The sequence below is a fragment of the Allobosea sp. BK604 genome (assembly GCF_004341515.1).
Lineage (GTDB): Bacteria > Pseudomonadota > Alphaproteobacteria > Rhizobiales > Beijerinckiaceae > Allobosea.
Genome location: NZ_SLZF01000007.1, coordinates 51177 through 76432, shown reverse-complemented (window position 1 = coordinate 76432; position 25256 = coordinate 51177). Strand labels below are relative to the sequence as shown.

Here is a 25256-nt window from a genome sequence, read left to right as displayed (position 1 = left end):
CCCTCTGCTCAGGCCTGTCCGGCAGCGGCGCGTGCGCGCAGGAAGGTCATCACGCGCGCCGTGAAGGCCTTGGCATGTTCGATCTGCATCATGTGCGGCGCGCCGGGCAGCAGGGCGAATTCGGCGCCGGGGATCGCGTCCGCGATCATCCTGGTCGCGGCGACCGGCGTGCCGGCATCGTGCTCTGCGGCAATGACCAGCGCCGGGGCCTTGATCGTGCCGAGGCGGTCGAGGGCGTCGAAGCCGGAAATCGCGTTCCAGCCGGCGGCCCAGCCGATGGGGTCATTGGCGAGCAGTCGAGCTGCCACGCGCCGTGTCGGCTCGGTGCCGAGGAACGGTGCGGTGAACCAGCGCTGCAGCGTCGCATCGACGATCCCGGCCATGCCGGTCGCGGGATCGGTGACGCCGCGGGCGCGGACGGCCTCGCGCGCCTCGGGCGGAATGCGCGGGCCGCAGGCCCCGACGATCATGAAGGCGAGCCGCTCACGAAAGCCGAGGGCGAATTCCTGCGTGATCATCCCGCCGAAGGAAAGGCCGAGCAGGCCGGCGCGGGCGAATCCGAGATCGTCGAGAAGCGCGGCGACATCGGCGGCAAAGGCCGCAATGCCGCGATCGGGCGAGGCGGAGGGCGAGGCGCCATGACCCATGAGGTCGACGCTGACGACCGTATGCAGGCTCGCCGCCTGCTCGACGAGCGGGCCCCAGAAGCTGTGGTCGAGCCCGACAGGGTGGAGCAGGACGAGCGGCGATCCCTGCCCCTGGATGCGATGGAAGAGCTGCTTGCGCATGAAAATCTCCGTCAGGCCGGCGCGCCGACGCGTCTCGATGGAAAGCGGCGCATGCTCAGCCGGCCCGCTCGCTGCCCTGTCCCGCTGCCGGGTCCGCGGGCGGCCGGTAGCGCCGCAGCGGCTCGGGGATCAGGCCGCGCGGCCAGTTCTGCAGGACGACGATGAAGCCGATGCCGATGATGAGCTGGCGGATCGCACCGATCTGCACGGCCGAGAGCGACGGGACGATCTCGGCGATGAAGCGCGTGCCCTCGACGATGATGACGACGAAGAAGGCGCCGGCCACGGCTCCGAGATTATTGCCGCGACCGCCGAGGATCAGCGCCAGGAAGATGTAAATCAGCAGCTGCGGCTGGAAGACCTCGGGCGAGATGAAGCCGATATAATGGACATAGGAGGCACCGGCGAGGCCCATGATGCCGCCGCCGACCGCGAGCGCCTTCATCTGGTAGCCGAAGACGTATTTGCCGGCTGTGGCTGCCACCATGGAATCGTCGCGGACGGCGCGCAGGACGCGCCCGAAGGGCGAGCGACGCAGCACTTCCGTGCCGACGAAGACGAGCGCGACGATGAGCAGGCAGATCAGCAGGTAGAGGATGCCGAAGCTCTGGCCCTGGAGCTCATCTCCGAGCCGGGGCACCTGGCCGATGCCGTCGGTGCCGTTGGTCAGCCAGATCTCGTTCTGGGCGATGAGCGCCATGACCTGGGCAAAGCCGAGCGTGGCGATGGCGAGATAGTCGTCGCGCAGCTTGACGAGGCCGACGCAGGTCGCGGCGCCCAGCAGGGCGGCGGCGAGCGTGCCGACCAGCATGCCGGCGAAGACCGGCAGGCCGAGCTTCACCGTCAGCAGGGCCGAGACATAGCCGCCGATGGCGTAGTAGCCGAGGATGCCGAGATTGACCATTCCGGTCATGCCCCACATCAGGTTGAGGCCGAGCGCGAGCAGCGCGTAGATGCTGCCGAAGGTCAGGACGCTGAGGACATAGGTCGTCATGGCCGGCTCCTTACCGCTTGCCCAGGATGCCGCGCGGGAAGAACAGCAGCGCGACGATGATGGCGATGAAGCCGACCGCCGAGCGATAGGCGACCGGCAGCGCCAGCAGCGACAATTCCTCGGCGACGCCGATGATCAGGGCGCCGGCGACGGCGCCGGGGATATTGCCGAGTCCGCCGAGCACCGCGGCGGCGAAGACCGGCAGGATGACGCGGAAGCCCATATTCGGCTCGATCGCGGCTTCGAGCGCGATCAGCACGCCGCCGACGCCGGCAAGGCCCATGCCGATGAACACCGCCAGACGCGAGATCTGCTCGGGGCTGATGCCCTTGATGTCGGCGAGCGTCGGATTGTCGGCGACCGCCCGCATCTGCTTGCCGATCGAGGTGAAGGTGAGCAGGCAGAACAGCGCGACCATGGCGCCGGCTGCGATCAGGAAGTTGAAGAACTGCTGCGGTGCGACGTGAACGCCGGCGAAGACCCAGTTGCGATAGACCGGCAGGTCGAGCGCCTGCACGGCATTGCCGAAACCGAAGCGGATCAGGTTCTCGAGCACGAGGTTGAGCGCCATGGAGGCGATCGCGACGGTCAGCGGTCCGTAAGTGCGTAGCGGCTTGAGGGCGAGATGGTCGCTGACGACACCGACCGAGCCGCTGACGAGGAAGGCGCAGACGACGGCGGCGGCCTCGGGCAGGCCGAACAGCGCGTTCACCACATAGGTCGTGTAGGCGCCGATCGCGATATGGGCCGCCACCGAGAAATTGCTGATCTGGAGCACAGCGAAGATCAGGCTGAAGGCGATTGCGGGCACGGCCAGGATGGCGCCGGCCATCAGGCCGTTCACCACCAGCTGCATGATCTCCGTCAGCAATTCCATACTCGTTCCCAATGTCGCACGGCCGGGAGGCGGTGCATCCCGGCGAAAAATCCGCACGGGACGCTCAGCTCGGGTGCCGGCAAGATCTATCTTGGCTGAAGCAAGGCCCGGCCGTGGCGGCCGGGCCGGTTGTCGTCAGACGGTCGTGAGGACGCCGTCCTTGACCTGCATCGTCTTGAAATAGGCGTTGGGCAGGTTGCCGTTCGGCAGGAACTCGCAATTGCTCGAGGCGCCCTCGTAATTGATCCGCTTGCCCTCGGAGAGGAGCTTGAGGCCGGTCAGGACGTCGCCGACGGGCTCGCCATCCGGACCGCCGATCGTCGAGCGGATGGTCTTCTGGATCGACTCGCCGCTGGCCTGCTTGCCGGCGGCGACGGCCAGGATCGCCAGGTTGATCTGGTCATAGGCCTGGCAGCGATTGGTATCGAGCACATCAGTCGAGCCGACGAGCTTCTGCAGGCTCTTATAGGCGGGCGAGTTCTCGGCGACCGAGGGGAAGACCGTGTAGACGCCGTTGGCGACATCCTTGCCCGCGGCGGCGATGAACTCGCCGGTGATCGCGGTGCCGAAGCCGCAGATCGTACCGCTATAGCTGTTGCGGTAGAGGTCCTTCATGATCGCGCCGCTATCCTGCGGATAGCCGCCGAGCATGATGAAATCGGGCTTGGCCTTCAGCGCCTGGTCGACCTCGGAGCGGAACGAGGTCTTGGTGCCGTCATAGATGACGTGGTTGACCTTGGCGCCCTTCGGCTCGACCTCGTCCTTCAGGCCCTTGAGCATGGCCTGGCTGAACGGGTTCTGCGCCAGCATGACGAAGAAGTTCTTGGCGCCGCGCGCCAGCCCGAACTGGCCGATCGCCTTGCCCTGAAGCGAGACGGGAACATAGGTGCGCAGGAAATAACCCTGGTGCGGCAGCTCCGCGAGCGTATCCGAGGCAGCGATGCCGAGCATCGCGACCTTGTTCTGCCAGCAGATCGGCAAGGTCGGCATCGCCACGGCCGAGGACCAGACGCCGGTGATGGCACAGACCTTGTTGACATCGATCAGCTTGCGCGCGGCCAGGACGCCGGCATCGGGATTGGTCTGGTCGTCCTCGACGAAATACTCGACCTTCTGGCCAAGGACGCCGCCGGCATCGTTCACCTGGGCGACGATCTGCTGCTGAATCTTGGCCATGATCGGCCCCCAGGTGCCGCCGGCGCCGGTCAGCGACATCAGCGCGCCGATCCGGACCGGCTCGGTGAGCTGCGCCCGCGCGATGCCGGGAGCAAACAACGCCACCGCTCCCGCACCGGCTGCGGTCTTGAGCAAGCTGCGCCGTGAAATGCTCGAACCTGTCATGGTCATGATCTCCTCCCCTCGTATGGCCTTCCGGGCCGTTCGGTCACTTTTCGCCGAGAAAGATCTGGCGGATCTCGGCGTCGTTGATCAGTTCCTGAGCCGAACCGCTGCGGGCATTGCGGCCATCGACCAGGATGTAGGCGCGGTCCGAGACCATCAGCGAGCGCAAGGCGTTCTGCTCGACCATGGCAATGGTCACGCCGTCGTCGCGAATGGCGCGGACGAGCGCGAAGAGCTTTTCCGCGGCCGCGGGCGAGAGCCCTGCCGTCGGCTCGTCGAGCAGCATCAGCCGGGGCCCGACCATCAGCGCCATCGCCATGGCCAGCGACTGGCGCTGGCCGCCGGAGAGGGCGCCCGCGGTGAGCCGGCGGCGATCGGCCAATTCCGGCATGCGCGCATAGACCTGCGCGAGGCGGGTCCGGTATTCAGCCTTGTCGAGGTAGCTGGCGATCTCGAGATTCTCCTCGATCGACAGCGAGGCGAAGATGTTGTGCTCCTGCGGCACGAAGACGATGCCGCGGCGGCTGACATCGCGCGGCCGCAGCCCGGCGATATCCGCCCCGACGAATTCGACGGTGCCGGAGCGCGGCGCGACCAGCCCGGCCACCGTCTTGAGTAGCGTGGATTTGCCGGCGCCGTTGGGGCCGAGGATCGAGACGATCTCGCCCGGCTCGACCACCATGTCGACCTTTTTCAGGATCTCGTCATGCGCGCCATAGCCGGCGACGACCTGGTCGACCTTGAGGAAGCTCACAGCGAGCTCCCGAAATAGGCGGCCTGCACGGTCTCGTTGGCGCGGACCTCCTCGAAGCTGCCTTCGGCGATGACCTTGCCGGCGGCGAGCACGATGACATGGTCGCAGATCTGACGGATGAAGCTCATGTTGTGTTCGATGACCAGGATCGTGACGCCACGATCGCGAATGGACAGGAGGTAGTTGCCGATCTCGACCGCGAGCGCCGGGTTGACGCCGGCCATGGGCTCGTCGAGCAGGAGCAGCTTCGGGTGGCCGAGCAGGGCGCGGCCGAGCTCGACCAGCTTCTTCTGGCCGCCGGAAAGGTCGGTGGTGCGGTTATTCGCGACATGGGCGAGGTTGAGCTGCCGCACCAGCTCCCAGGCCCCCTCCAGCACCGCCTCCTCGCGCTGCTTGACGGAGCCGGCATCGAGGAAGACGCGCCAGAGCGTCTCGCCCGGATGCGCCTTGGCGTAGAGCGCGAAATTCTCCAGCACCGTGAGATCGGACAGGCCGCGCGCCAGCTGGAAGGTCCGGGTCAGGCCGAGATGCGCGAGCTCGTCGGGCCGCCGACCGGTGACGTCGCGACCTTCGAGAAGGATGCTGCCGCTCGATGGCGGGATCGATCCGGCGACGATGTTGAACAGCGTCGTCTTGCCGGCTCCGTTCGGCCCGAGCAGGCCGGTGATCGAACCACGCCGAACGGCGAAATCGGCACCGGCAACGGCCGCGACTCCGCCGAAACGGCGATGAACGTCGCTGACCTGCAGGATGGTCTCGGCGGGCGCAATCGCCTGCTTGCTTAGCACGTTTCCACTCTCGCCATGCACGCTTGCGGTCCGGCGCTCGCCAGGAGGCTGCGGACCATGCGGTCTGTTCTGGTTTCACTCAATGTGTCGACATTATTGAGCGCAACGGGACGAGTCAACGCGCAATTGGTCCCAGTCGGCTCGCGCCGGATGACGCGGGCATTCCGGCGGGATGCGAGCGACAGCCGGAGCGGCCTCGAAGTTGCCGTAGCTTCAGCACAAACTACGCGCGATCATGCAGGGAGGCCCGAAACCTCCGAATTCCAGAAGGGCAAGCCCGCCCTCATGAAGGCGTCTCATCGGGGCGCCGGTGCGCCAACAAGCCGCACCGATTGATTTGCCGACGGCAATGTCCGGACGCACTCCCGCCCCGGCGAACGCATCCGACCGAGGCAGTCGACGCGCCCGATAGCGAGACTGCCGCACTCACCCGCATTCAAAAGTGTCGACAAATAGAGAGCGTCATGGACCTTCCACCGAGCCCGCCCGCTCGCTCTCACGCAGGAAAGTGGGCCCGCTCATGCGGCGGCTGACTCGAACAGGGCCCTCTCCCCAGCGAAGACCTCAGTCAGATGCTCGACGACCGTGCGGATCGGCAGGTCCTTGCGGTCATGGCGGCGTGTGAGCAGCCAGAGCTCGCGGGGCGGCGGGGCGAGATCGGGCCGCCAGTGGCGCAGGCCAGGATCCGTGCGGCCGATATAGTGCGGCAGCAGCGCCAACCCTGTCCCGGCCCTGGCAGCGATCGCCTGGGCGAACTGATTGCTCGTCCGGAACGAGCGGCGCGCCTTGGGGAACTGGCGCGCGAACCAGGCCGCCTCCGGCACATAGGCATTCACCTCGTCGAAGCTGACGAAGACAGGCTCGCCGCCGGCCTCGATGCGCGCGCAGAGATCGGGCGTGCCGTAGAAGCCGTAGCCCACCGTCACCAACGGCCTGGCGATGATGTCGCCATCCTCCGGCCGGCTGAGCCGGATCGCGATGTCGGTCTTGTGGCGCTCGAGGCTGACCGAGCGGAAATCGGTGGCGAGATCGATATCGAGACCGCGATGCTGCGCCGGCACCTGCGCCAGGCGCGCGACCAGGAAGCCATGCACGAGGGCAGGCGGCGCGTTCACGCGCACGAGGCCTCGCGGCGTATCGTCTGCGCCGGCCCGGCCGAGCGTCTGGATGGCGGTTTCCATGTCGCTCGCCGCCGCAAGCGCGCGGGTTCCGGCCGGCGTCAGGACATAGCCTTCGGCGCGCCGTTCGACGAGCTTTTCGCCCAATGTCGCCTCGAGCGAATGGATCCGGCGCGCGATCGTCGCGTGATTGACTGAAAGCGCCCGGGCCGCAGCCGAGAGGCTGCCGTGCCGTCCCAGCGCGAGGAAGACGCGAAGGTCCTGCCAGTCGGGCTCTGTGCGTTTTTTATCAGCCATTGAGCGATACTAGCGAATTTTCCACAGTTGGGAATGGAGCTAACCAGTACGCACTTCGAATGGACGGGGTGGCCGCCGAACTGCGCAAGCGCGCCTGACCATCGCGACCACCAAAGAGAGAACCACCACCATGAGCAAGGAACAGAAGGTCGCCATCGTCACCGGCGCCTCGCAGGGCATCGGCGCCGGCCTCGTCCAGGCCTATCGCGAGAACGGCTACGCGGTCGTCGCCAATTCGCGCGGCATCAAGCCGTCTTCGGACGAGGGCGTCGTAACGGTGCCCGGCAATATCGGCGACCGCCGGATCGCCGAGCAGGTCGTGAACACGGCGATTGAGCGTTTTGGCCGGATCGACACGCTGATCAACAATGCCGGCATCTTCATCGGCAAGCCCTTCACCGACTACACGCAGGAGGATTTCAACAGCGTCCTCGACGTCAATGTCGCCGGCTTCTTCCATGTCACGCAGCTCGCCCTCGGCCAGATGCTGAAGCAGGGACGCGGCCACATCGTCCAGATCACCACCGCGCTGGTGGACCAGCCGCTTTCCGACATTCCATCGGGCCTGGCGGCGCTGACCAAGGGCGGGCTCGATGCGGTCACGCGCGGGCTGGCGATCGAATACGCCAAGACGGGCATCCGCGTGAACGCCGTGGCTCCCGGCATCATCAGGACGCCGATGCATGCGCCGGCGACCCATGAATTTCTCGCCGGGCAGCACCCGATGGGCCGGCTGGGCGAGATCGAGGAGATCGTCGACGCCGTCCTGTATCTCGAGCGCGCCGGCTTCGTGACCGGCGAAACGATCCATGTCGATGGCGGCCAGCACGCCGGTCGCTAGAGCACGCGCCGATCTGATCGCACGTCACTATCAATCGTTTAGAACCGGAGGAACCGATCATGCCCTACGTGAACATCAAGGTGACGCGCGAAGGGACGGCGCCCGGCGCCTCCAGCACGACGCCCGAGCAAAAGGCCGCGCTAATCAAAGGCGTCAGCGAGTTGCTGCTCGACGTGCTCAGCAAGCCGCTGAACTCGACCTTCGTCGTCATCGACGAGGTCGAGCTGGAAAGCTGGGGCGTCGGCGGCGTCACCGTACCGGAATATCGCCGGCAGCTCAGAGCCGGCGACACGAGGTGAACGAGCGGCGGCGTGCCGCCCTGCGCCCATTGCGTCCGACAAAGCCGGCACCGCCCTTGCGGAAGCCGAGATCTTATTGAAGACAATCCGGCAGGGCCGGCTATCCCTGACCCTGCCGGCAAACCTGTCGCGTAGCCGACCGTATCACGGCCAGAAAGCCAAGGCTCAACCCCACCAACGCGTCACGAATGGCTGGATCACGTGGAGCGTGACATAGGGGCCGACGCCCCAGACCAGCGTCCACAGCAGCGCGCCGACCATGTTGGCGGGCAGAAAATGCTGCCAGGGCATCCGCACCGAGCCGGCGATGATGCCGTTGAGCTGTCGCAGGATCACGACGAAGCGGGCGGTCATGACGATGTAGATCCCGCGACTGCGGAAGAGATCCTCGAGCTGCTTCAGGCGCTCGGGCGTCAGCTTGAAGCGCGGACCATAGCGCGTCAGCAGGGCATGGCCGCCGGTCCGGCCGATCACATATCCCGTGCAATCGCCAAGAACGGCCCCACAGAAGATCGCGATGAGAGCGTGCGGCAGGCTCAGCTGCCCCTCGGCCGCGAGGGACGAAGCCGCGATGATCGCGGTCTCGCCGGGCACCGGCGCTCCCAGCGCTTCCAGGAAGACCAGGACGAACAGCGCCGCGACGCCGTAGGACGCGAGATAGGGTTGGATAAGGCCAACAGCTTCTTCCATGCGGCTCACCCCGGCTCAATGCCTGCTGTCAGGGACCATCGCCCCAGCCTTCTTGTCATCGCTTGCGCAGCGAGATCGAAGCCAGCGGAATGACGCTTTTCTCCGGCTTCTCGGCGAGAATGCGGGCCATCCCGTGTTCGACCCTGTCGAGGAACTCGGCTTCCCTGCCAGCGCCGGACGCGCCGTCGAGGGCGAGCGCCAGGGTAGGCATCACCGAGGCGCGGCAGAAGCCGGCCCAGCGAGCGGCGAAAGCGCTGGCGTCGCCGTCGCGCTCATAGCGCTCCCAGATCGCGTCCGGTTCGAGGAAGACCTCCGCCTGCTCGATCTCCAGCCCTTCGAAGCGCCCGTCCTGGAACGGCGCCAGCAGTTGCGATTTGCCGCGGCCGACCGTGGGAACGGCCATCCGGTGCAGCTCTTCCGCCTTCAGGAAGCCGGCATCGACAAGGGTTTGGAGAGCCCCGTACAATGCCGCAAGCACGGGTCGGTAGCCGAAATCTCCCTGATCCGTGAGCGCCATCGTGAGAATGACGAGACGCCCGCCCGAGCGCAGCTCGCGCCCACGCTGGCGCAGGAACATCCGCCAGTCCTCGGCTGCCTGCCGGAGGTATTGCTCCTTGACAGCGGCGTCGCGGCTGCAGGCGACCTGGACATGGTCCGGGATCGCGGCCGGCGCGCGGCTCAGCCACTGGACGGCCCAGGAACTCCAGCCAAGCGTCACGCTCGCTGCCGGGAGCAACTGCTCGTAGAAGCTTCGCCCGACGGCGGAGGCGAAGGTGTAGGGATCGGCGCGGAGATAGCTCTGCGGATCGGACGCCAGGGCCTGGAACAGGGCGCTGAAATCATTGCCCGGCAAATCGGTGTGGACGATCGAGATCGCCTGTTCGGGAGCGGTCCGTTCGCGGAGCGCGCGAATGGCCGCGGCCATCGGGCCGAAGGAATTGTGGCCCTGCGAGGCGCCGTAATCGGCAATGACGATCGGCGCCGGCGGTGCCGGCAGGTCCACCGCCCGCGCAGCACTCTCGAACAAGGGAAGCGCCGGCGCCGAGCCGCTCTCCTGGACCGAGGAGTTCCGGTTATAGGCGCCGCGCTCCATGGCCGCCGGAGATGAAGGCATTGGCGAATGGCTCATTCCTGCATCTCCGTTCGAACTTGCCTGTACTTACTTTTCGTCGAGATAGTCGAAGACGACCTCGCCGAGGCCCAGCGTCAGGTCGGCAACATAATGGCTGGCCGAGACAACCTCGCGAACCGGCAGGCGGGCGACGTCGCACATCGCATGCGCGAAAAGCTGCAGCGCGGCCGGGCCGCTCCAGGCGCCTTTCAACGTCACATCCTCGAGATAGTAGCGGACGAGCTCGCAGATCCGCGGCGTGCAATCGACATGCGGGATGATCTTGATCATGAAGGCGGGCTTGGCCATCGCCTTGGCGATCGGTTCGAGATCGATCTCGCGATGCTTGTAGCCCATCGTGGCGGTGACGCAGAGCACCGAACCGTAATGCAGGGTTCCGACGAGCGTCTCCTGCTCATGCGCCAGCTTCGGCGTCGCCAGCTTCTTCGGAAAGCCCCAGATTTCCCGCCCGCCCGCGATCGGGGAGTTGTCGTCGAGATACATGGCATGGACATAGCCGCCCTCCTGCACCTCGCCCGTGGGCGCGGTGAAGCGAACGGGGATGACCTGGCCGGTCTCGGTGTAGTCGCCGAAGCCCGTCGAGTCGGGCATGCGGATGAATTCATAGGCGACGGTGTCGCCGATCACCTCGAGTGGCTCGGGCACGACGGCGCGCAGCGCCTCGGGATCCGTCCGATAGGTGATGACGACGAATTCGCGGTTGTAGAAGCGATAGGGCGGCCTCGGATAGGCCGGATCGTTGAGCGGCATGGCGAAGGCTTTTGCACGCACGTCGGAGATCTTCATGGCTTTCTCCAGGTTGCGAGGGCTGATCGCGCGTTGAAGTCGGGCCGGACGAGTCCGGGCCGGTCTTGCCGGGTTGGTCAGGATCAGCCTCGCGGTATCGGGAAACGACAGTCGAACGGCAGCCACGCGCAGCGAAGCCTCAAGCCAACAAGCGGTCAAGTCCGCGATGCCGCGGCGGCGCTATGCGAGCATCATCGGGTGCAGGCACAACCCAGGTCTTCGGCGAACTCGGCCATCGCTTCGACGTCGGACAGATGGCGCCGGGAATGCGCAGGACGAGGCCTTCAACGCCAACCTCGCCGTGAGGTTCTGATCGAGAGGCAAGCGCAAGCCGGAAGGCGGCTTCGCAGCAAATGGAAGTCGCGACGGGCCGACCAGAAGCCCGAACCCGTCTTGAAATCGGTGAGGATGCCGTGGCTGTACCGCGCCGTGACGACGACGGCCCGAGGACTGAGCGCGGAAACCCGCTCATGAGCGACGACTGAAATCAGCTGGCGGACAGGGCGGGATTCGAACCCGCGATACGGTTTCCCGTATACACACTTTCCAGGCGTGCGCCTTCAACCACTCGGCCACCTGTCCGGCGCGCTGCTTATGACCGCCGAGCCGGCTTCTTTCAAGGGCTGAAACGCGTCGAGGTGCAATTCCTCACCATCTCTCGTCCCGGCATGCTCGCGACATGTTCGCGCATGGCGGCGAGAGCGGGAGCGCGGCCCGGGCCTCCCCTGCGAATGCCGGGCCTCTCCTGCGAATGAAGGAGGCGCGCCTGGCGTGCCGGAAGCGATGTTGCAATCCGGCGGCCGAATGGGCACATCGGCGCGGGGGCTGGTGGAACAGGCCGGTGCGAGCCGGCTTGCGGCGGCCGTCGGTGTGCGGACGCCGGCGGCGCGGGACGGGATGCGATGCTGAGATTTCTGGTGCGGTTGCTGGGTTATCTGAGCGTCGCCGCCGGCTTCGTCGTGCTCGTGCTCGACGGCGCGCGCTCGATCGCCAATTCGACGCTGCTGTTCACGCCGCTGAGCGAGACGCTGACGACCCTGCTGCGCGAGCGCTATGCGCTGATCCAGCCCATGGTCGCGCGCAATATCCACCCGCTGCTCTGGGACCCGGTCCTGATCAACCTGCTGAAGGCGCCGACGGCGCTCGCCTGCTTCGTGCTCGGCTTCCTGCTGCTCTGGCTCGGCGCCAGGCCGAAGCCGAAGATCGGCATCGTCACAAGACGGTGAAAGCCGGGGTCGCCGCGTAATCTCACGAGCTTGGTCCAAAGAACCTGGTCCAGGACGGAAAGGGCGGCTTCGGCCGCCCTTTCCTTTGTGCGCGATCAGCCGATCGGGTTGATATCGTTCACCAGCCTGAGCAGATCGGCCATGGTGAAGTCGTTCGGCTTGGCCGAGGGCAAGGTCGGCTTCCAGTCCTTCACCTGCCAGATGTAGGATTGCGGATCGCCATGGACGAGGCCGACGAAGACCTCGGAGACGATGGTCGAGCCGACCGGGCCGAGGCGCTCGCCGTTATGGCGAACCTGCGCTTCCTTGAGGATGTAGTACCAGAGCGGGGTCGCCTTATCGAGGCCCTGCTGCTTGGCGACGACGCCGTCCGGCCCGCTGGCGATCTCGGCCGGGGTCAGCGGCTTCTTGACCTTCATATGGGCCGCCACGTCCTGGCCCGAGGGCAGGCCGAGCATGACGCCGCGCTTGAGATTGCGGAAGGCGAGATTGCCGCCGCCGCCCGGCAGCTCGTGCAGTTCCTTGACCAGGAGCGGATCGAGCCGCCTGGCATGGTTGAAGGTGAAGCCCGGCGTGCCCGCCGGCGTGCCGAGATCATGGAAGCGGCGCCAGTCGATGATCCAGTTGCTCGGCAGCACCGAGACCGGCAGCGGCCCGGTCGGCGGATTGGGGGCGAGATCGCCGGCGATCTGTCCGGAGAGGCCGGTGAAGCCGAAGAGCAGGTCGAAGCCGATATCCGGGAAGACGCGGTTATGGCTGTAGGTCTGCCGGACCATGCTGTGGCCGAGCCGATAGGCCGCCACCGAGAACTCGACCGGCATATAGGGCGTGCGCTTGAAGCGATAGAACTTGCGCCCGTCATGCAGGATCTTGGCGACGATGCCGGGTTCGGTCAGCCGCTCGACGAAATCGTGCAGCACCATCCATTGATAGTGCCAGGTGACGACGCGGCGCGCCTCGGCGAAGAGATCGGCCGGAGGCTTCGCCCCGTTCGCGAGGATGTCGCAGACCTTGTTGTGGAACTTCAGGAAGGCGAGATGGGTCTGCGCGACCAGCAGGTTCTCGTCGTTGCGATGGTCGCCGATCAGCGCCATGCCCTCGGGCGAGCGCGGCAGATCATTGCTGAAATTGCCGGTGACGCCGCCGAAGCCGACATTGATGTTCTTGCCGATGACGAATTTCGGGCCGCGGGTTTTGAAATCCGGCCCGTTGCGCGAATAGAGATGCGGCGAGCCATCGGGCCCCAGCCCATAGAGGCAATCCAGATCGAGGCTCGGCGTGCGGAAGTTCTCCACACCGAGCGGGTCCTTCTGCTTGTCGCCGAGCGAGGTCAGGTCGAGCGTGATGTCATGGTCGACGAACTGGCCGAGATAGGTGAAGCCGGCCGGGACGTTGGGATTGTCCTTGCTGGCGTCAGCCGGCGTCGCATCGAGCATCGCCTCCGCCAGCGCCTTGAGCTTGGCATCGGCGACCTGGAGCGGCGGCAGCTTCGGGAACATGCGCCCGAACATGCCGGGGTCCTTGTTGCCCGAAAGCGCATCGAGCAATTCGCGGGTCGGATGCCGGCCGGCGACACCATGGCCGGGCGTGACCTTGACCGCATTGGCCTTGGCGGTGGTGGCCTTGAGCAATTCGACCGGCAGGCTGGTGCCGGCCTTGGTCACTGGAGGCAAAGTCATCGTATCAGGCATGGAAATCTCCTGTCGCTTTGGGCGCCTCGACGCCTTTGACGTGAAAGATTGTCCCCCAAAATCCCCGTTGCCTTCGCATGAGCCGCGCCTCACCATGATCGGCACCATGGTGATTATCGAAAAATATCGACAAATCTTACTAATACGTTCTTCAACGCGGCATCATCGAATTTCTCTAATATCAATACGCAAGTTCGGCAAGACACTACCAACTTCAATTTGAGCCAACACTATTAAGAACTTGCGATAAACCCTTTTGAACAAACGCCGAATTGGGCGATTGCTGAAAAAACAGTCTTGTCGCGCCCCTCGTCGGCCGAACGATGGAAACTGGCCCGGGCGATACAGCCCTAGCTGTCTTCCGAGGTCCATCTCCATGAGCTGCGTCACAGACGGTGGATGGTAAACGGCGAGGCGGGCGCATTAAGTTCCCTATATGTTCTTGCTTTGGAGCCGAGCTTTCGCTAGCTTCCGCATGGGCAGGGGTGGCGCTGATGGTGACGCGGGTCGCGACGGTTGCGTTCGAGGGCATCGAGGCGCGCAGCGTCGACGTGCAGGTCCAGGTCACCTCGGGCAACGTCAATTTCATTCTCGTCGGCCTGCCCGACAAGGCCGTCGCGGAAAGCCGCGAGCGGGTGCGCGCCGCACTGATCGCCTCCGGCCTGGCGCTGCCGGCCAAGCGCATCACCGTCAACCTCGCGCCGGCCGACCTGCCGAAGGAAGGCAGCCATTACGACCTGCCGATCGCGCTCGGTGTCATGGCCGCGATCGGCGCGATACCGCCGGACGCGCTCGCCGGCTATGCGGTGCTGGGGGAACTCGCGCTCGACGGCTCGCTCACCGCCGTCGCCGGCGTGCTGCCGGCCGCGATCGCAGCCTATGCCCGCGGCCAGGGGCTGATCTGCCCCGCGGCCTGCGGGCCGGAGGCCGCCTGGGCCGCGGCCGATATCGACATCCTCGCGCCGCGTTCGCTGATCCAGCTCGCCAACCATTTCAAGGGCACGCAGGTGCTGGCACGGCCGCAGCCCTCCGTCGCGCGGCAGGCCGGCCCCCTGCCCGATCTCGGCGATATCCGCGGCCAGGAAAGCGCCAAGCGCGTGCTCGAGATCGCGGCTGCCGGTGGCCATAACCTGCTGATGAACGGGCCTCCAGGCGCGGGCAAATCGATGCTGGCGAGCCGCCTGCCCTCGATCCTGCCGCCGCTGTCGCCGCGCGAATTGCTGGAAGTCTCGATGGTGCATTCGGTCGCCGGCCATCTCGCTGAAGGCGCGCTGACCGACCGGCGGCCGTTTCGCGCGCCACATCATTCCGCTTCGATGGCGGCGCTGGTCGGGGGCGGCCTGCAAGCGAAACCGGGCGAGGTCTCACTGGCGCACCACGGCGTGCTCTTCCTCGACGAGCTGCCCGAATTCCAGGCGCAGGCGCTCGATGCGCTGCGCCAGCCGATGGAAACCGGCGACGTGCTGATCTCGCGCGCCAACCACCGCGCTGTCTATCCGGCACGTTTCCAGCTCGTCGCCGCGATGAACCCGTGCCGCTGCGGCAAGGCGACCGAGCCGGGCTATGCCTGCCGGCGCCAGCCGAACGAGCGCTGCATGGCGCAATATCAAACCCGGATCTCCGGCCCGATGCTGGACCGGATCGACATCGTCATCGACGTGCCGGCGGTGACCGCCGCCGATCTGCTGCTGCCGGCCGCGGGCGAAGGCTCGGCCGAGGTCGCGGCGCGGGTCGCCGTGGCGCGGCAGGCGCAAACGGCACGGTTCGAGGCGCTGAACCTGCCGAATGTCACGACCAATGCCGCCTGCCCCGCACCGGTGCTCGACCAGATCGCGCGGCCGGACGGCGCCGGATTGAACCTGCTGCGCGATGCCGCCGAGGCGATGCGGCTGACGGCGCGCGGCTATCATCGCGTGCTCAAGGTGGCGCGCACGCTCGCCGATCTCGACGGCGAGGCCAAGGTCGGCCGCATCCATCTGGCGGAGGCGCTGTCCTATCGCTCGCGCATCGACCAGGTGGCGCAGGCAGCGTGACTGCCCGGCCCACGCGGCATGGTTAAGCAAGCCCACCCGGAAACCGGAAAGTTTGGCGTTGTTCCCAAGGGTTCCTCAACTCGCGGCTGCTAAGACCATGGCTCATGGAACCCGCCTCCGTCCTGCCGTTGCTTTGGGCCATTCTTGCGAGTGCCGCCGCCGTGCTGGCTGGGACCGCCGCCTTCCTGCTGGTGCGCGCCCGCGACCGCGTCCTGCTGCAGGCCGCCGAACTGACCGAGGATCTCGACAAGCTCAACGACCGGCTCTGGGCGCTCGCCGATAGCGAGGAGCGCTATCGCAGCCTGATCGAGGCGCAAGGCGACCTGATCGTGCGACGGAACGAAGGGCGGATCATCTATGCCAATGCGGCCTATGCCACGCTGCTCGGCGCCACGGAGACCGAGATCGTCGGCAGCCGCATCGAGCCGCGCCTCATAGCCTCGCGGCCGGCCCAGGCGCTCGATGACGGATCGCGTGTCTTCGACGAGTGCATCGCCTCGCCGGATGGTGGTGAACGCTGGATCTCCTGGGTCGAGACGGTGGTGCCGGTCGCACTCGGCAAGACCGTGCTGCAGCGTGTCGGGCGCGATATCTCGGCGCGCATCGCCGGTGAGCAGGCGCTGATGGAAGCGCGCAGCCGGGCGGAAGGCGCGAGCGAGGCGAAATCGCGCTTCCTCGCCACCGTCAGCCACGAGTTCCGCACGCCGCTCAACGGCATTCTCGGCATGGCCGATCTCCTCAACGACACGCGGCTCGATCCCGAACAGACCACCTATGTGCGGGCGCTCCGGACTTCGGGCGAGGCGCTGCTCTCGCTCGTCGACGACATCCTCGACTTCGCCAAGGTCGAGGCCGGCAAGCTCGAGCTCGTCGAGGAGCGCTTCGATCTCAGCCTGCTGATCGAGACCGTCAGCGAATTGATGGCGCCGCGCGCCCAGGCCAAGGGCATCGAGATCGCGAGCTTCCTCGCGCCCGACCTGCCCTCGCATCTGATCGGGGATCGCGACCGGCTGCGCCAGGTCCTGCTCAACCTTGTCGGCAACGCCGTGAAATTCACCGAGCGCGGCGGCGTCGGCCTTCGCGTCGGCCGCGCCGGGCAAGCGATCGAGATCACGGTCGCCGATACCGGCCCCGGGATTCCGCCCGATCGCATCCAGGCGATCTTCGAGGAATTCGAGCAGGCCGACCATTCAGCCGCGCGCCGGCATGACGGAACCGGGCTCGGCCTCGCGATCGTGCGCCGGCTGGTGACGCTGATGGGCGGCGAGGTCTCTGTCGCGAGCACGCCCGGCAACGGCGCCATTTTCCGGGTCGTCCTGCCGCTGCTGGCGGCCGCGGGTAGCGAGCCTGCCTCCGCACCCCCGGATTGGCGCGGCAGGCGCGTCCTCCTCGTCTCGGCCGCCCCGTTCGGGGCGCGCTATCTCGCCGAGACGATCGAGAATGCCGGCGCGACGGTCACGCATGCCGAGAGCGCGGAAGCGGCGCGCGACGCGCTGATGAGCGATCAACGCTTTGAGGCAGCGCTGATCGATCAGGAGGTCGGCAGCGAGGATGCGCGCATGCTTGCGTCAGCGGCACGCGAGGCCGGCGTCGCCGATTGCCTGATCGTGCTGTCGCCATTCGAGCGCCGGCAATTTGGCTCGCCGCTGGCAGCGGGTTTCACCGGCTTCCTGGTCAAGCCGGTGCGGGCCCGCTCGCTCTACGAGCGCCTCTCTCCCGTCGTCAGGCCGTACCGGCCGGATGCTCCGGCCATGGCAGCGCCCGCCGCGCGGGCCGTCGAGGCCGCCGCGCCGCGCCTCACCGTGCTGGTGGCCGAGGATAACGAGATCAACGCCCTGCTGGCGACGCGAACGCTGGAGCGGCTCGGCTGCGCCGCGATCTGGGCGCGCGACGGGCGCGAGGCCGTGCAACGCGCCGAGGCCGCGCTCGCCGGTGCGGGCCCGGGTTTCGACCTGATTCTGCTGGACATCCGCATGCCCGAACTCGACGGTCTCGCCGCCGCCCGCGCGATCCGCGCGGCCGAAGCCGGGCGCGGCGCGGCGCAACGCCTGCCCATTCTCGCCGTCACCGCGAACGCCGCGGAAGCCGACCGCCGCGCCGCCCTCGCGGCCGGGATGGATGATTGCCTGGCTAAGCCGCTGGAGCGCGAGGCGCTGCGGCGCTGGATCGAGCAAATTGTGGGCAGCACCACCCGGGCCTTGAGTGCCTGACCGAAACGTCATAACTCTGACGTAGTTCTGTCGCGATCCTGTAAGATCGGCGGCGCTAGCGTTCCCAATGGCAAGAATCGACGGCACAGGGACGAAACGGGCTATGGCGTTCGATGTCTTCCGCGGATTGCGGCAGCCGGCAAAGCAGTTGCCGGCCGGACATCCTTGGCTGTCGCCGCTCGCCAGGATCACCAGCGATACGGTGCGCCGCTTCGGCCGGAACCAGGAAGGGCTCGATGGCTCGCTCGGCCGTCTCGGCTCGCTCGAGGTCAGGCTGGCGCGCGGCCCGCGCGAGATCTGGCGGGCGCAGCGCCTGCGCTACCGAGTGTTCTACCAGGAAATGTCGGCCAAGCCGGACGTCGTCTCGCGGATGTTCCGCCGCGATGCCGACCGTTACGACGCCGCCTGCGACCATCTCCTCGTCATCGACCATGCGGCGCGCGGCCGTTTCGGCGGCATAAAGCCCAGGGTCGTCGGCACCTACCGCCTCATGCGCGAGGGGGCGGCCGCGAAGCTCGGCGGCTTCTACACCCAGTCGGAATTCGAGCTTTCGGCGCTGACCGCCCGCCATCCCGAGCTGCGCTTCCTCGAGCTTGGTCGCTCCTGCGTTCTGAAGCCCTACCGTACCAAGAAGACGGTGGAGCTGCTCTGGAAGGGCATCTGGGCCTATGTCCGGCATCACCGGATCGACGCGATGTTCGGCTGCGCCAGTTTCGACGGCACCGACCCGGATGCGCTCGCCCTGCCGCTGAGCTTCCTGCACCATCATGCCCGTTCGCAGGGCGAATGGCTGGCCCAGGCCCGGCCCGAGCGCCTCGTCGCGATGGACCGGCTGCCGGCCGAGATGATCGACAGCAAGATGGCGCTGAAGCAGATGCCGCCCTTGATCAAGGGCTATCTCAGGCTCGGCGCGCGCTTCGGCACCGGCGCCGTGGTCGACAGGCAGTTCGGCACCACCGACGTGCTGGTCATCCTGCCGACCGCCGCGATCGACCAGCGCTACCTCACCTATCTCGGCGACGAGGGCCAGCGCTTCGCGGCTTGAGCGGCGCTATCCCGCGTCCGTCATTGCCGGCGTAAATGAATCCAGCTGCCTCGCTCGAGGTTCCCTGGATTGCTTCGTCGCTCTGCTCCTCGCAACGACGGGAACCAAGTCACCTCTCCGTTCCCACCAGCACCCGCAGCGCCTCGCGGTAGGTCGGATAGCGCAGCACATAATCCAGCTCGCGCTTCACCAGCGCATTCGAGACGCGCTTGTTCTCGCCATAGAAGCTCGCCGCCATCGGCGAGAGCTTGGCCCGGTCGAAGGGCGTCTCCGGTGGGGGCGTGAGGCCGGCCAGTTCGGCGGCAAGGCTGACCACGTCCTGCGGCGGCGCCGGCTCATCATCGGTGGTGTTGTAGACCGCCCCGTTGCGCGGCCTGGTGAGCGAGGCCAGCAGGATGCCGGCGATGTCGTCGACATGGATGCGGTTGAAGACCTGGCCGGGCTTGATCAGCCGGTTAGCGGTGCCGTTCCGCAGCTTGGTGATGGCGTTGCGACCGGGGCCATAAATGCCCGAGAGCCGGAAGATCTGCACCGGCTTGCCGCTGCGCGCGCCGAAATCGAGCCAGGCCTCGTCGGTTTCGAGCCGGAGCTTCGAGCGGGCACTTGTCGGGCGGCATTCGGCGGTCTCGTCGATCCAGGCGCCGCCATGGTCGCCATAGACGCCGATGGTCGAGAGATAGCCGATCCAGCGCAGGTTCGGGGCGGCCGCAAGCTCGTTCGCGAGCGTGCGCAGGACGGGATCGCCCTCCTCGTCCGGCTGGATCGAGACGAGCACGGCATCGGCCTCCGCGACGGCGAGCGAGAGCGGGCGGGAGACGGCGAAGCCGCCGAAGACGAGGGTGCGGATACCCTCGCGGCTCAGGGCGCCCGCCTTCTCGGCCGAGCGCACCGTGCCGGTGACGTCCCAGCCCTGCGCCATCGCGGCGCGCGCGAAAAAGCCGGCGCTATAGCCAAGGCCGAAGATGACGAGCTTCATGCGGCAATTTCCGGTTCTGCATCGAGAGCGAGCCACTCGCGACGCACGTCTTCATCCGATTCGGCGGCGAGCGCAGCAGCGGCACGGCGACGCGCCTCCTCGGGCGCGAGCCTGATCAGCGCCCAGGCGGCCATTGCACGCACCAGCGGCGAGGGATCAGCGACGAGCGCCGCGGCGCTCCCCGCCAGCTCCGGCCGAGCGCTATTGCCGATCGCGATCAGGACATTGCGGATGAAGCGGTCGCGGCCGGTGCGCTTGACCGGCGTGCCGGCGAAGAGCGCGCGGAAAGCCGGATCGTCGAGCCTGGCCAGATCCGTCAGCGGCAGGGCGTCGAGCTCGTCCTTGAGGGCGAGGCGCGTTTCCTGCGCGGCCGCCGCGAACTTGTTCCAGGGGCAGACGGCGAGGCAGTCGTCGCAGCCGAAGACCCGGTTGCCAATCCCGGGGCGCAGCTCCGCGTCGATATGGCCCTGATGCTCGATGGTAAGATAGGCGATGCAGCGGCGGGCATCGAGCTGATAGGGCGCGGGGAAAGCGTCGGTCGGGCAAATCTCGAGGCAACGTCGGCAGGAGCCGCAATGGTCGCTCTCGGGCGCGTCGGGCGGCAGTTCGGCCGAGGTGTAGATCGCGCCGAGGAAGAGCCAGGAGCCGTGCTCGCGCGAGACCAGCACCGTGTGCTTGCCTTGCCAGCCGAGCCCTGCCGCCTCCGCGAGCGGTTTCTCCATGACCGGGGCGGTGTCGACGAAGACCTTCACGTCGGCGCCGGCGCGGGCGGCGAGCAAGCCGGCAACGCTCTTCAGTTTGCCCTTGATGACGTCGTGATAGTCCCGGCGGCGGGCATAGAGCGAGATCGCCGCCTTGCCGGGCTCGGCGAGGATGGCGAGCGGGTCGCCCTCGCCGGCATAGTTCATGCCGAGCATGACGACGCTCCTGACCTCGCTCCAGAGTGCCCGTGGATCGGAGCGCTCGGCGATGCGCTCCTCCAGCCAGCTCATATCGCCCTGATAGCCGGCATCGAGCCAGGCCTGCAGGCGTTGCGGGGCGTCAGGAATGGCATCGGCGGAGGCGACGCGGGCGACGACGAAGCCCTCGGCACGGGCACGCTCGACCACGGCCTGCTTCAGGCGCTCAGCGCGCACGTCATCGCGAGCGGAGCGAAGCAATCCAGAAGGGCCCGCGCAGCCCCCCTGGATTGCTTCGTCGCTGCGCTCCTCGCGAAGACCGGGAGGTGTCGGCTCCTCCGGATGAGGGCGATGGGTAATGGCCCGGTCTTTCAGAAGTCCAGATTGTCGTAATGCGCGCTCGGGGCCATGCCCGGCACCCGGTCGCTCAGCAGCGGCCGGAAGCTCGGCCGGGATTTGATCCTCGCGTACCATGCGCGCGCGGCCTCATCCTCTTCCCAGGGCACGTCGCCGAGATAGTCGACGCAGGAAACATGCGCCGCGGCGGCGAGATCGGCATAGCTCAGCTCATTGCCGGCGAGCCAGTTCCGCTTGGCGGTGAGCCACGCGATATAGCGCAGATGATAGCGCACATTGCTGCGTGCGGCGCGGATCGCGCTCATTTCCGGCGGGCCGCCGCCCTCGTCCCGGCTCATGAAGCGCTTCATCACCTTCTCCAGCACGAGCGGGCTGGTGATCTCGCCATCGAATTTCAGGTTGAACCAGTCGAGCAGCCGGCGAACCTCGACACGTTCCGCCGGTCCCTCCGGCAGCAGCCGGCGGTCGCCAAGCCCGAGGCCACGGGTCTCGTCGAGATATTCGGCGATCGGCCCCGCACCCGGCACAGTGAAGCCACTATCTTCCCGGAAGACCGGCGTCGTGCCGGCCGGGTTCATCTCGAGGAACTCGCGACGCCGCTCCCAGACGCGCTCCTCGATCAACTCGGCATCGAAGCCGTATTCGGCGAGCACGAGGCGGATGAAGCGCGAGTGCGGGCACAAGGGATAGTGATGAAGAATCGCCATTGCCGGTCTTGGAGCAGAAGGATGGGGCTGAAGCAGGGCCGGAGGGAAGGTAGGCGTCGGGGCTCAGCGTTGGCGCTTCCTATAATCCCGGCTAAGAGGCGTCACAACCCGCGGAAATACTATTGCGGCGATTAGACAGGGTTGCGTTGGGAGAGTGGTAACCAATTTGCAAAGGGCTTGGTTCCATAGAGCAGAGCGGTTTACCAGTGCCAGCGCGGCGCTGAGTCGCCAGTAGGAATCCGGCCCATGCAAAACCTGATCGAAGCCATCGTTCTCGGCATCGTGGAGGGGCTCACCGAGTTCCTGCCGGTCTCATCCACGGGGCACCTGCTGCTGCTGGGGCATTTCCTCGGCTTCGAGTCGAACGGCAAGACCTTCGAGATCCTGATCCAGCTCGGCGCGATCCTCGCGATCCTGCTGGTCTATTTCAGGCGCCTGCTCGATATCGCGCTGCGCTTGCCGACCGATCCGAGCGCCCGGCGCTTCGTACTGGGCGTGCTGATAGCCTTCCTGCCGGCGGCGGTGATCGGCGCCTTGGCGAGCGGCTTCATCAAGGGGGTTCTGTTCAATCCGTTCCTGGTCTGCTGCGCGCTGATCGCTGGCGGACTGGTACTTCTGGTCGTCGACGAGCTCGAGCTCGAGGTGAAGCATGACGACGCCACGAAATTCCCGCTGCCAATGTATTTCAAGATCGGCGTGATCCAGTGCCTGGCGATGATCCCCGGCGTCTCGCGCTCGGGTTCGACCATCGTCGGCGCGATGCTGCTCGGGGCCGACAAGCGCGCGGCGGCCGAATTCTCCTTCTTCCTGGCAATGCCGACCATGGCCGGTGCCTTCACCTACGACCTCCTGAAGAACTACAAGAACCTCAGCGGCGACGACATGACGCTGATCGCAGTCGGGTTCATCGCGGCGTTCTTTGCGGCGCTCGTCGTGGTCAAGACCTTCCTCGACTATGTCTCGCGCCGCGGCTTCGGGCTCTTCGCCTGGTGGCGGATCATCGTGGGTGCGGCGGGTCTGGCGGGACTCTGGGTGTTCGGCTGAGCGAGGCCTTCCCCTCCGCCGTCATGCTCGCCCTTGTGGCGAGCATCCACGTCCTGAACGCGACCCGCGATCGGCGAAGACCTGGATGGTCGGGACAAGCCCGACAATGACGAGAGAATCCCGCCCAACCCTGGCTACAACCGCAACCCGCCATCGACGGCGATCTCGGCGCCGTTGATATAGGCGCCCTCCTCGGAGCAGAGCAGCAGCGCCGCCCCGGCGCAGTCGCCAGCCTTGCCGAGCCGCGCCAGCGGAATGCGGGCGAGCACGGCCGATTCATTGGCCGGCTCGGTCAGCACCGCGCGGTTGCGGTCGGTCAGGATCGCGCCGGGCTGGATGATGTTGCAGGTGATGTCCGGCTCGCGCAGCGTCCGCGCCAGGTTGAGGATCATGTTGGTCTGCGCCGCCTTGGTGGCGGCGTAATAGAAGTGCGTCGGGTTCGGCCGCGCCTCCTGCACGCTGCCGATGGCGATGATCCGCCCGAAGCCCCTGGCGATCATGCCCGGCAGGAAGGCCTGGATCAGGCGGACCGTGGCGTGGAGGTTGATCGCGGTCTGCGCCGCCATCGCTTCCTCGGAGAGCTTGTCCCAGGTCTCGCGGGTCTCGACGGAGGCGCAGAGGACAAGGATATCGGGCCGATGCCCTTCCGCCTCCAGGGCCTCGCGCATGCGAGCGGGCGCGGCCGGCTCGGCGAGATCGGCAATCAGCGGGCTGGCGGAGAGGCCGGCGGCCTTGAGCTGCTCCAGCGCCTGCTCGGCCGCCGGCGCGTCCCGATCGTGCAGGACGAGATGCGCGCCGGCCTGTGCGAGGCTTTCGCCGATGGCGAGCCCGATGCCCCGCGCCGCGCCGGTGACCAGCGCGGTGCGCCCGTGAAGTGAAGCCATATTGCCAAAGTGCCTTCTGTGGAGATGAAGCCGCCCGCAAAAGCCGTCATTGCGAGCACCCGAGTTTTTGCCTTGGGCAAACCGAGCGCAGGCTCCGCGAAGCAATCAGGGGGGTCTCGCCCTACGTCCCCTGGGTCGCTTCGTCGCTCGGCTCCACGCAATGACGGGTTGAACCATCCTAGCCCAGCAGCGGCTTCACGCGCCTGACGGCATCGTCCATCGCCTGCTGCACCGGCTTGATACCAAGCACGGCGGCCTGCGTCTCCTCGATGAAGATGTCATGGGCGCGGGCCTGCTCGTCGAAGGCCGGAAGATGGATGCGGCTCGCCTTCAGCGCCGCCGCCTCGTCGGCGGCATAGGGCATGGCCGCGATCAGGGCCGGGTCGGCATAGGTCGAGATGCGGGTCGGGCCATTGCCGTTCAGCGCCATCGCCTTGGTGCCGGCCTTGGAGGAGAGCGTGCGGATCAGATCCCAGCTCAGCGGCTTCTGCTTGGCGTTCTTCGGGATGACCAGCGACCAATATTCGACCGTTGGCGCGAAGGCCATCTTGCCGGCGAGATCGGCCGCCATCGGCGGCAGCAGCGACTTGAAGCGACCGCCATATTTGCCCTTGCTCGGGTCGTTATAGGTCACCAGCCGGGCGAAGGGATTGATGGTCAGCGCCGCCCTGCCCTGCTGCATCCAGGTGGTGATCTCCTCGTTGTTCACCGTGGCAAAGTTCCGCGGCAGCACGCCGGCCTTGTAGAGCTCGGCCAGCACCGTCAGTGCCTTGACCATGCCGGGCTCGGCCGCGACGAGCTTGCCGTCCGGCGTCATGTAGTCGCCGCCGAGGCAGCGGGCGAGCGTCAGGAAGTTCGAGGCGAAGACGGCGGTGAAGGCGAGACCGTAGACCTGCGTGCCGTCGTCACGCTTGAAGGTGAGCTTGCGGGCAGCCTCGACCAGCTCCTCGAAGCTCGTCGGCAGCTTGACGCCACGCTCCTCGAGCAGCGCCTCGTTGTAGATCAGCGCGTTGGTGGCGTGGCGGACGGGAATGCCGTGCAGGGCGCCATCGAGCTTCAGCGGCTCGATCAGGCCCGGCGCGAAATCCTCCGGTGCCTCCAGCGCCGCCTCTTTCATCAGCCCGTCGAGCGGTTCGAAGAGCTTGAGGTTGCGCGGCACGGCGCGGCCATTGAGCAGGTAGCCGACATCGATCGAGGTCTCGCCGAGCGCGACCTCGCGGAGCAGCCGCTCATGGATGGCGTTGTTGTCGCCGAAGGTGACCCAGTTGATGCTGGCGCCGGACTGCTTGCGCCAGGCCTCGGTGGCGTCGCCGCCCGGGCCGGTCGTGGCGCAGGTCTGGTGGACGCGGTGGCCGAGCGCGGTCAGCGTCTTGCCCTGGGCGAAGGCGGGCAAGGCCGAAAACGCGGCGACGCCAGCGCTGCCGGCAAGAAGGGAACGTCGGGTGATTGCGTGCATGGTGCCGGACTCCGACTGGTTCG

Annotated in this window: 23 protein-coding genes and 1 tRNA gene; 7 read left to right on the top strand and 17 right to left on the bottom strand. The window is 66.9% G+C overall.

Annotation, left to right across the window (positions count from 1 at the left end):
• Positions 1 to 8 precede the first annotated feature (8 nt).
• From EV560_RS21470 to EV560_RS21440, 7 genes are all read right to left on the bottom strand, one after another.
• Positions 9 to 788, bottom strand: coding sequence for an alpha/beta fold hydrolase (locus tag EV560_RS21470; protein WP_131857856.1), 780 nt, complete (start codon positions 786 to 788; stop codon positions 9 to 11).
• Positions 789 to 843: 55 nt separating this feature from the next.
• The gene (locus EV560_RS21465; RefSeq protein WP_131857855.1) at positions 844 to 1782 is read right to left on the bottom strand and encodes a branched-chain amino acid ABC transporter permease; all 939 of its coding nucleotides are present in this window, start codon (positions 1780 to 1782) and stop codon (positions 844 to 846) included.
• A gap of 10 nt (positions 1783 to 1792) precedes the next feature.
• The gene (locus EV560_RS21460) at positions 1793 to 2659 is read right to left on the bottom strand and encodes a branched-chain amino acid ABC transporter permease (RefSeq protein ID WP_131857854.1); all 867 of its coding nucleotides are present in this window, start codon (positions 2657 to 2659) and stop codon (positions 1793 to 1795) included.
• 135 nt (positions 2660 to 2794) lie between these two features.
• Entirely contained in the window at positions 2795 to 4006 is a 1212-nt protein-coding gene (locus EV560_RS21455; protein ID WP_131857853.1) for an ABC transporter substrate-binding protein, read from the bottom strand.
• Between the two features lie 37 nt (positions 4007 to 4043).
• Entirely contained in the window at positions 4044 to 4754 is a 711-nt protein-coding gene (locus EV560_RS21450) for an ABC transporter ATP-binding protein (protein ID WP_248312154.1), read from the bottom strand.
• On the bottom strand, positions 4751 to 5542 hold the full coding sequence (locus tag EV560_RS21445) for an ABC transporter ATP-binding protein (protein WP_248312153.1): 792 nt from the start codon (positions 5540 to 5542) through the stop codon (positions 4751 to 4753). The genes EV560_RS21450 and EV560_RS21445 overlap by 4 nt, the downstream gene beginning before the upstream one ends.
• A 518-nt stretch (positions 5543 to 6060) precedes the next feature.
• Entirely contained in the window at positions 6061 to 6957 is an 897-nt protein-coding gene (locus EV560_RS21440; protein WP_131857852.1) for a LysR family transcriptional regulator, read from the bottom strand.
• A 130-nt stretch (positions 6958 to 7087) separates the two neighbouring features.
• Here EV560_RS21440 and EV560_RS21435 point away from each other — a divergent pair, with 130 nt between their 5' ends.
• Both EV560_RS21435 and EV560_RS21430 read left to right on the top strand, forming a co-directional pair.
• A complete protein-coding gene (locus tag EV560_RS21435; protein WP_131857851.1) occupies positions 7088 to 7798 on the top strand; it encodes an SDR family NAD(P)-dependent oxidoreductase in 711 nt (236 codons plus the stop codon).
• A 59-nt stretch (positions 7799 to 7857) separates the two neighbouring features.
• Positions 7858 to 8097: a tautomerase family protein gene (locus tag EV560_RS21430; protein WP_131857850.1), complete on the top strand. Its 240-nt coding sequence runs from the start codon at positions 7858 to 7860 to the stop codon at positions 8095 to 8097.
• 165 nt (positions 8098 to 8262) lie between these two features.
• Here EV560_RS21430 and EV560_RS21425 read toward each other — a convergent pair whose 3' ends face one another.
• The 4 genes from EV560_RS21425 to EV560_RS21410 form a co-directional block, all read right to left on the bottom strand.
• The gene (locus tag EV560_RS21425) at positions 8263 to 8787 is read right to left on the bottom strand and encodes a DedA family protein (RefSeq protein WP_131857849.1); all 525 of its coding nucleotides are present in this window, start codon (positions 8785 to 8787) and stop codon (positions 8263 to 8265) included.
• Positions 8788 to 8842: 55 nt separating this feature from the next.
• The gene (locus tag EV560_RS21420) at positions 8843 to 9916 is read right to left on the bottom strand and encodes a class I SAM-dependent methyltransferase (RefSeq protein WP_207908086.1); all 1074 of its coding nucleotides are present in this window, start codon (positions 9914 to 9916) and stop codon (positions 8843 to 8845) included.
• 30 nt (positions 9917 to 9946) lie between these two features.
• Complete coding sequence (locus tag EV560_RS21415; RefSeq protein ID WP_131857848.1) at positions 9947 to 10705, bottom strand: acetoacetate decarboxylase; 759 nt, start codon at positions 10703 to 10705, stop codon at positions 9947 to 9949.
• Positions 10706 to 11197: 492 nt separating this feature from the next.
• Positions 11198 to 11287: transfer RNA gene (locus tag EV560_RS21410), tRNA-Ser, on the bottom strand.
• A 320-nt stretch (positions 11288 to 11607) separates the two neighbouring features.
• Between EV560_RS21410 and EV560_RS21405 the strand changes: the two genes are divergently transcribed.
• Positions 11608 to 11931 carry a hypothetical protein gene (locus EV560_RS21405; protein WP_131857847.1) on the top strand — a complete coding sequence of 108 codons (324 nt, stop codon included), beginning with the start codon at positions 11608 to 11610 and terminating at the stop codon, positions 11929 to 11931.
• Positions 11932 to 12026: 95 nt separating this feature from the next.
• Here the strand turns inward: EV560_RS21405 and EV560_RS21400 are convergent, their stop codons facing one another.
• Entirely contained in the window at positions 12027 to 13622 is a 1596-nt protein-coding gene (locus EV560_RS21400; protein WP_248312152.1) for a peroxidase family protein, read from the bottom strand.
• 494 nt (positions 13623 to 14116) lie between these two features.
• Here EV560_RS21400 and EV560_RS21395 point away from each other — a divergent pair, with 494 nt between their 5' ends.
• From EV560_RS21395 to olsB, 3 genes are all read left to right on the top strand, one after another.
• The gene (locus EV560_RS21395; RefSeq protein ID WP_131857846.1) at positions 14117 to 15655 is read left to right on the top strand and encodes a YifB family Mg chelatase-like AAA ATPase; all 1539 of its coding nucleotides are present in this window, start codon (positions 14117 to 14119) and stop codon (positions 15653 to 15655) included.
• A 104-nt stretch (positions 15656 to 15759) separates the two neighbouring features.
• Complete coding sequence (locus EV560_RS21390; RefSeq protein WP_131857845.1) at positions 15760 to 17865, top strand: ATP-binding protein; 2106 nt, start codon at positions 15760 to 15762, stop codon at positions 17863 to 17865.
• Between the two features lie 103 nt (positions 17866 to 17968).
• Entirely contained in the window at positions 17969 to 18910 is a 942-nt protein-coding gene (olsB, locus tag EV560_RS21385) for a l-ornithine N(alpha)-acyltransferase (RefSeq protein ID WP_207908085.1), read from the top strand.
• Between the two features lie 109 nt (positions 18911 to 19019).
• On the opposite strand, the gene EV560_RS21380 is transcribed toward olsB, so the two are convergent.
• The 3 genes from EV560_RS21380 to EV560_RS21370 form a co-directional block, all read right to left on the bottom strand.
• Positions 19020 to 19886 (bottom strand): SDR family oxidoreductase, encoded by an 867-nt coding sequence (locus EV560_RS21380; protein ID WP_131857843.1) that lies wholly within the window; start codon positions 19884 to 19886, stop codon positions 19020 to 19022.
• Entirely contained in the window at positions 19883 to 21022 is a 1140-nt protein-coding gene (gene queG / locus EV560_RS21375) for a tRNA epoxyqueuosine(34) reductase QueG (protein ID WP_348982256.1), read from the bottom strand. Before queG ends, EV560_RS21380 begins: the two co-directional genes overlap by 4 nt.
• A gap of 134 nt (positions 21023 to 21156) precedes the next feature.
• Complete coding sequence (locus EV560_RS21370; RefSeq protein ID WP_131857841.1) at positions 21157 to 21849, bottom strand: glutathione S-transferase family protein; 693 nt, start codon at positions 21847 to 21849, stop codon at positions 21157 to 21159.
• A gap of 246 nt (positions 21850 to 22095) precedes the next feature.
• On the opposite strand from EV560_RS21370, the gene EV560_RS21365 reads away from it, so the two are divergent.
• On the top strand, positions 22096 to 22893 hold the full coding sequence (locus EV560_RS21365; RefSeq protein ID WP_131857840.1) for an undecaprenyl-diphosphate phosphatase: 798 nt from the start codon (positions 22096 to 22098) through the stop codon (positions 22891 to 22893).
• Positions 22894 to 23027: 134 nt separating this feature from the next.
• Here the strand turns inward: EV560_RS21365 and EV560_RS21360 are convergent, their stop codons facing one another.
• Together EV560_RS21360 and EV560_RS21355 are read right to left on the bottom strand one after the other, a co-directional pair.
• On the bottom strand, positions 23028 to 23777 hold the full coding sequence (locus tag EV560_RS21360) for an SDR family NAD(P)-dependent oxidoreductase (RefSeq protein WP_131857839.1): 750 nt from the start codon (positions 23775 to 23777) through the stop codon (positions 23028 to 23030).
• A gap of 178 nt (positions 23778 to 23955) precedes the next feature.
• Entirely contained in the window at positions 23956 to 25233 is a 1278-nt protein-coding gene (locus EV560_RS21355; RefSeq protein ID WP_131857838.1) for an ABC transporter substrate-binding protein, read from the bottom strand.
• Positions 25234 to 25256: the final 23 nt, after the last annotated feature.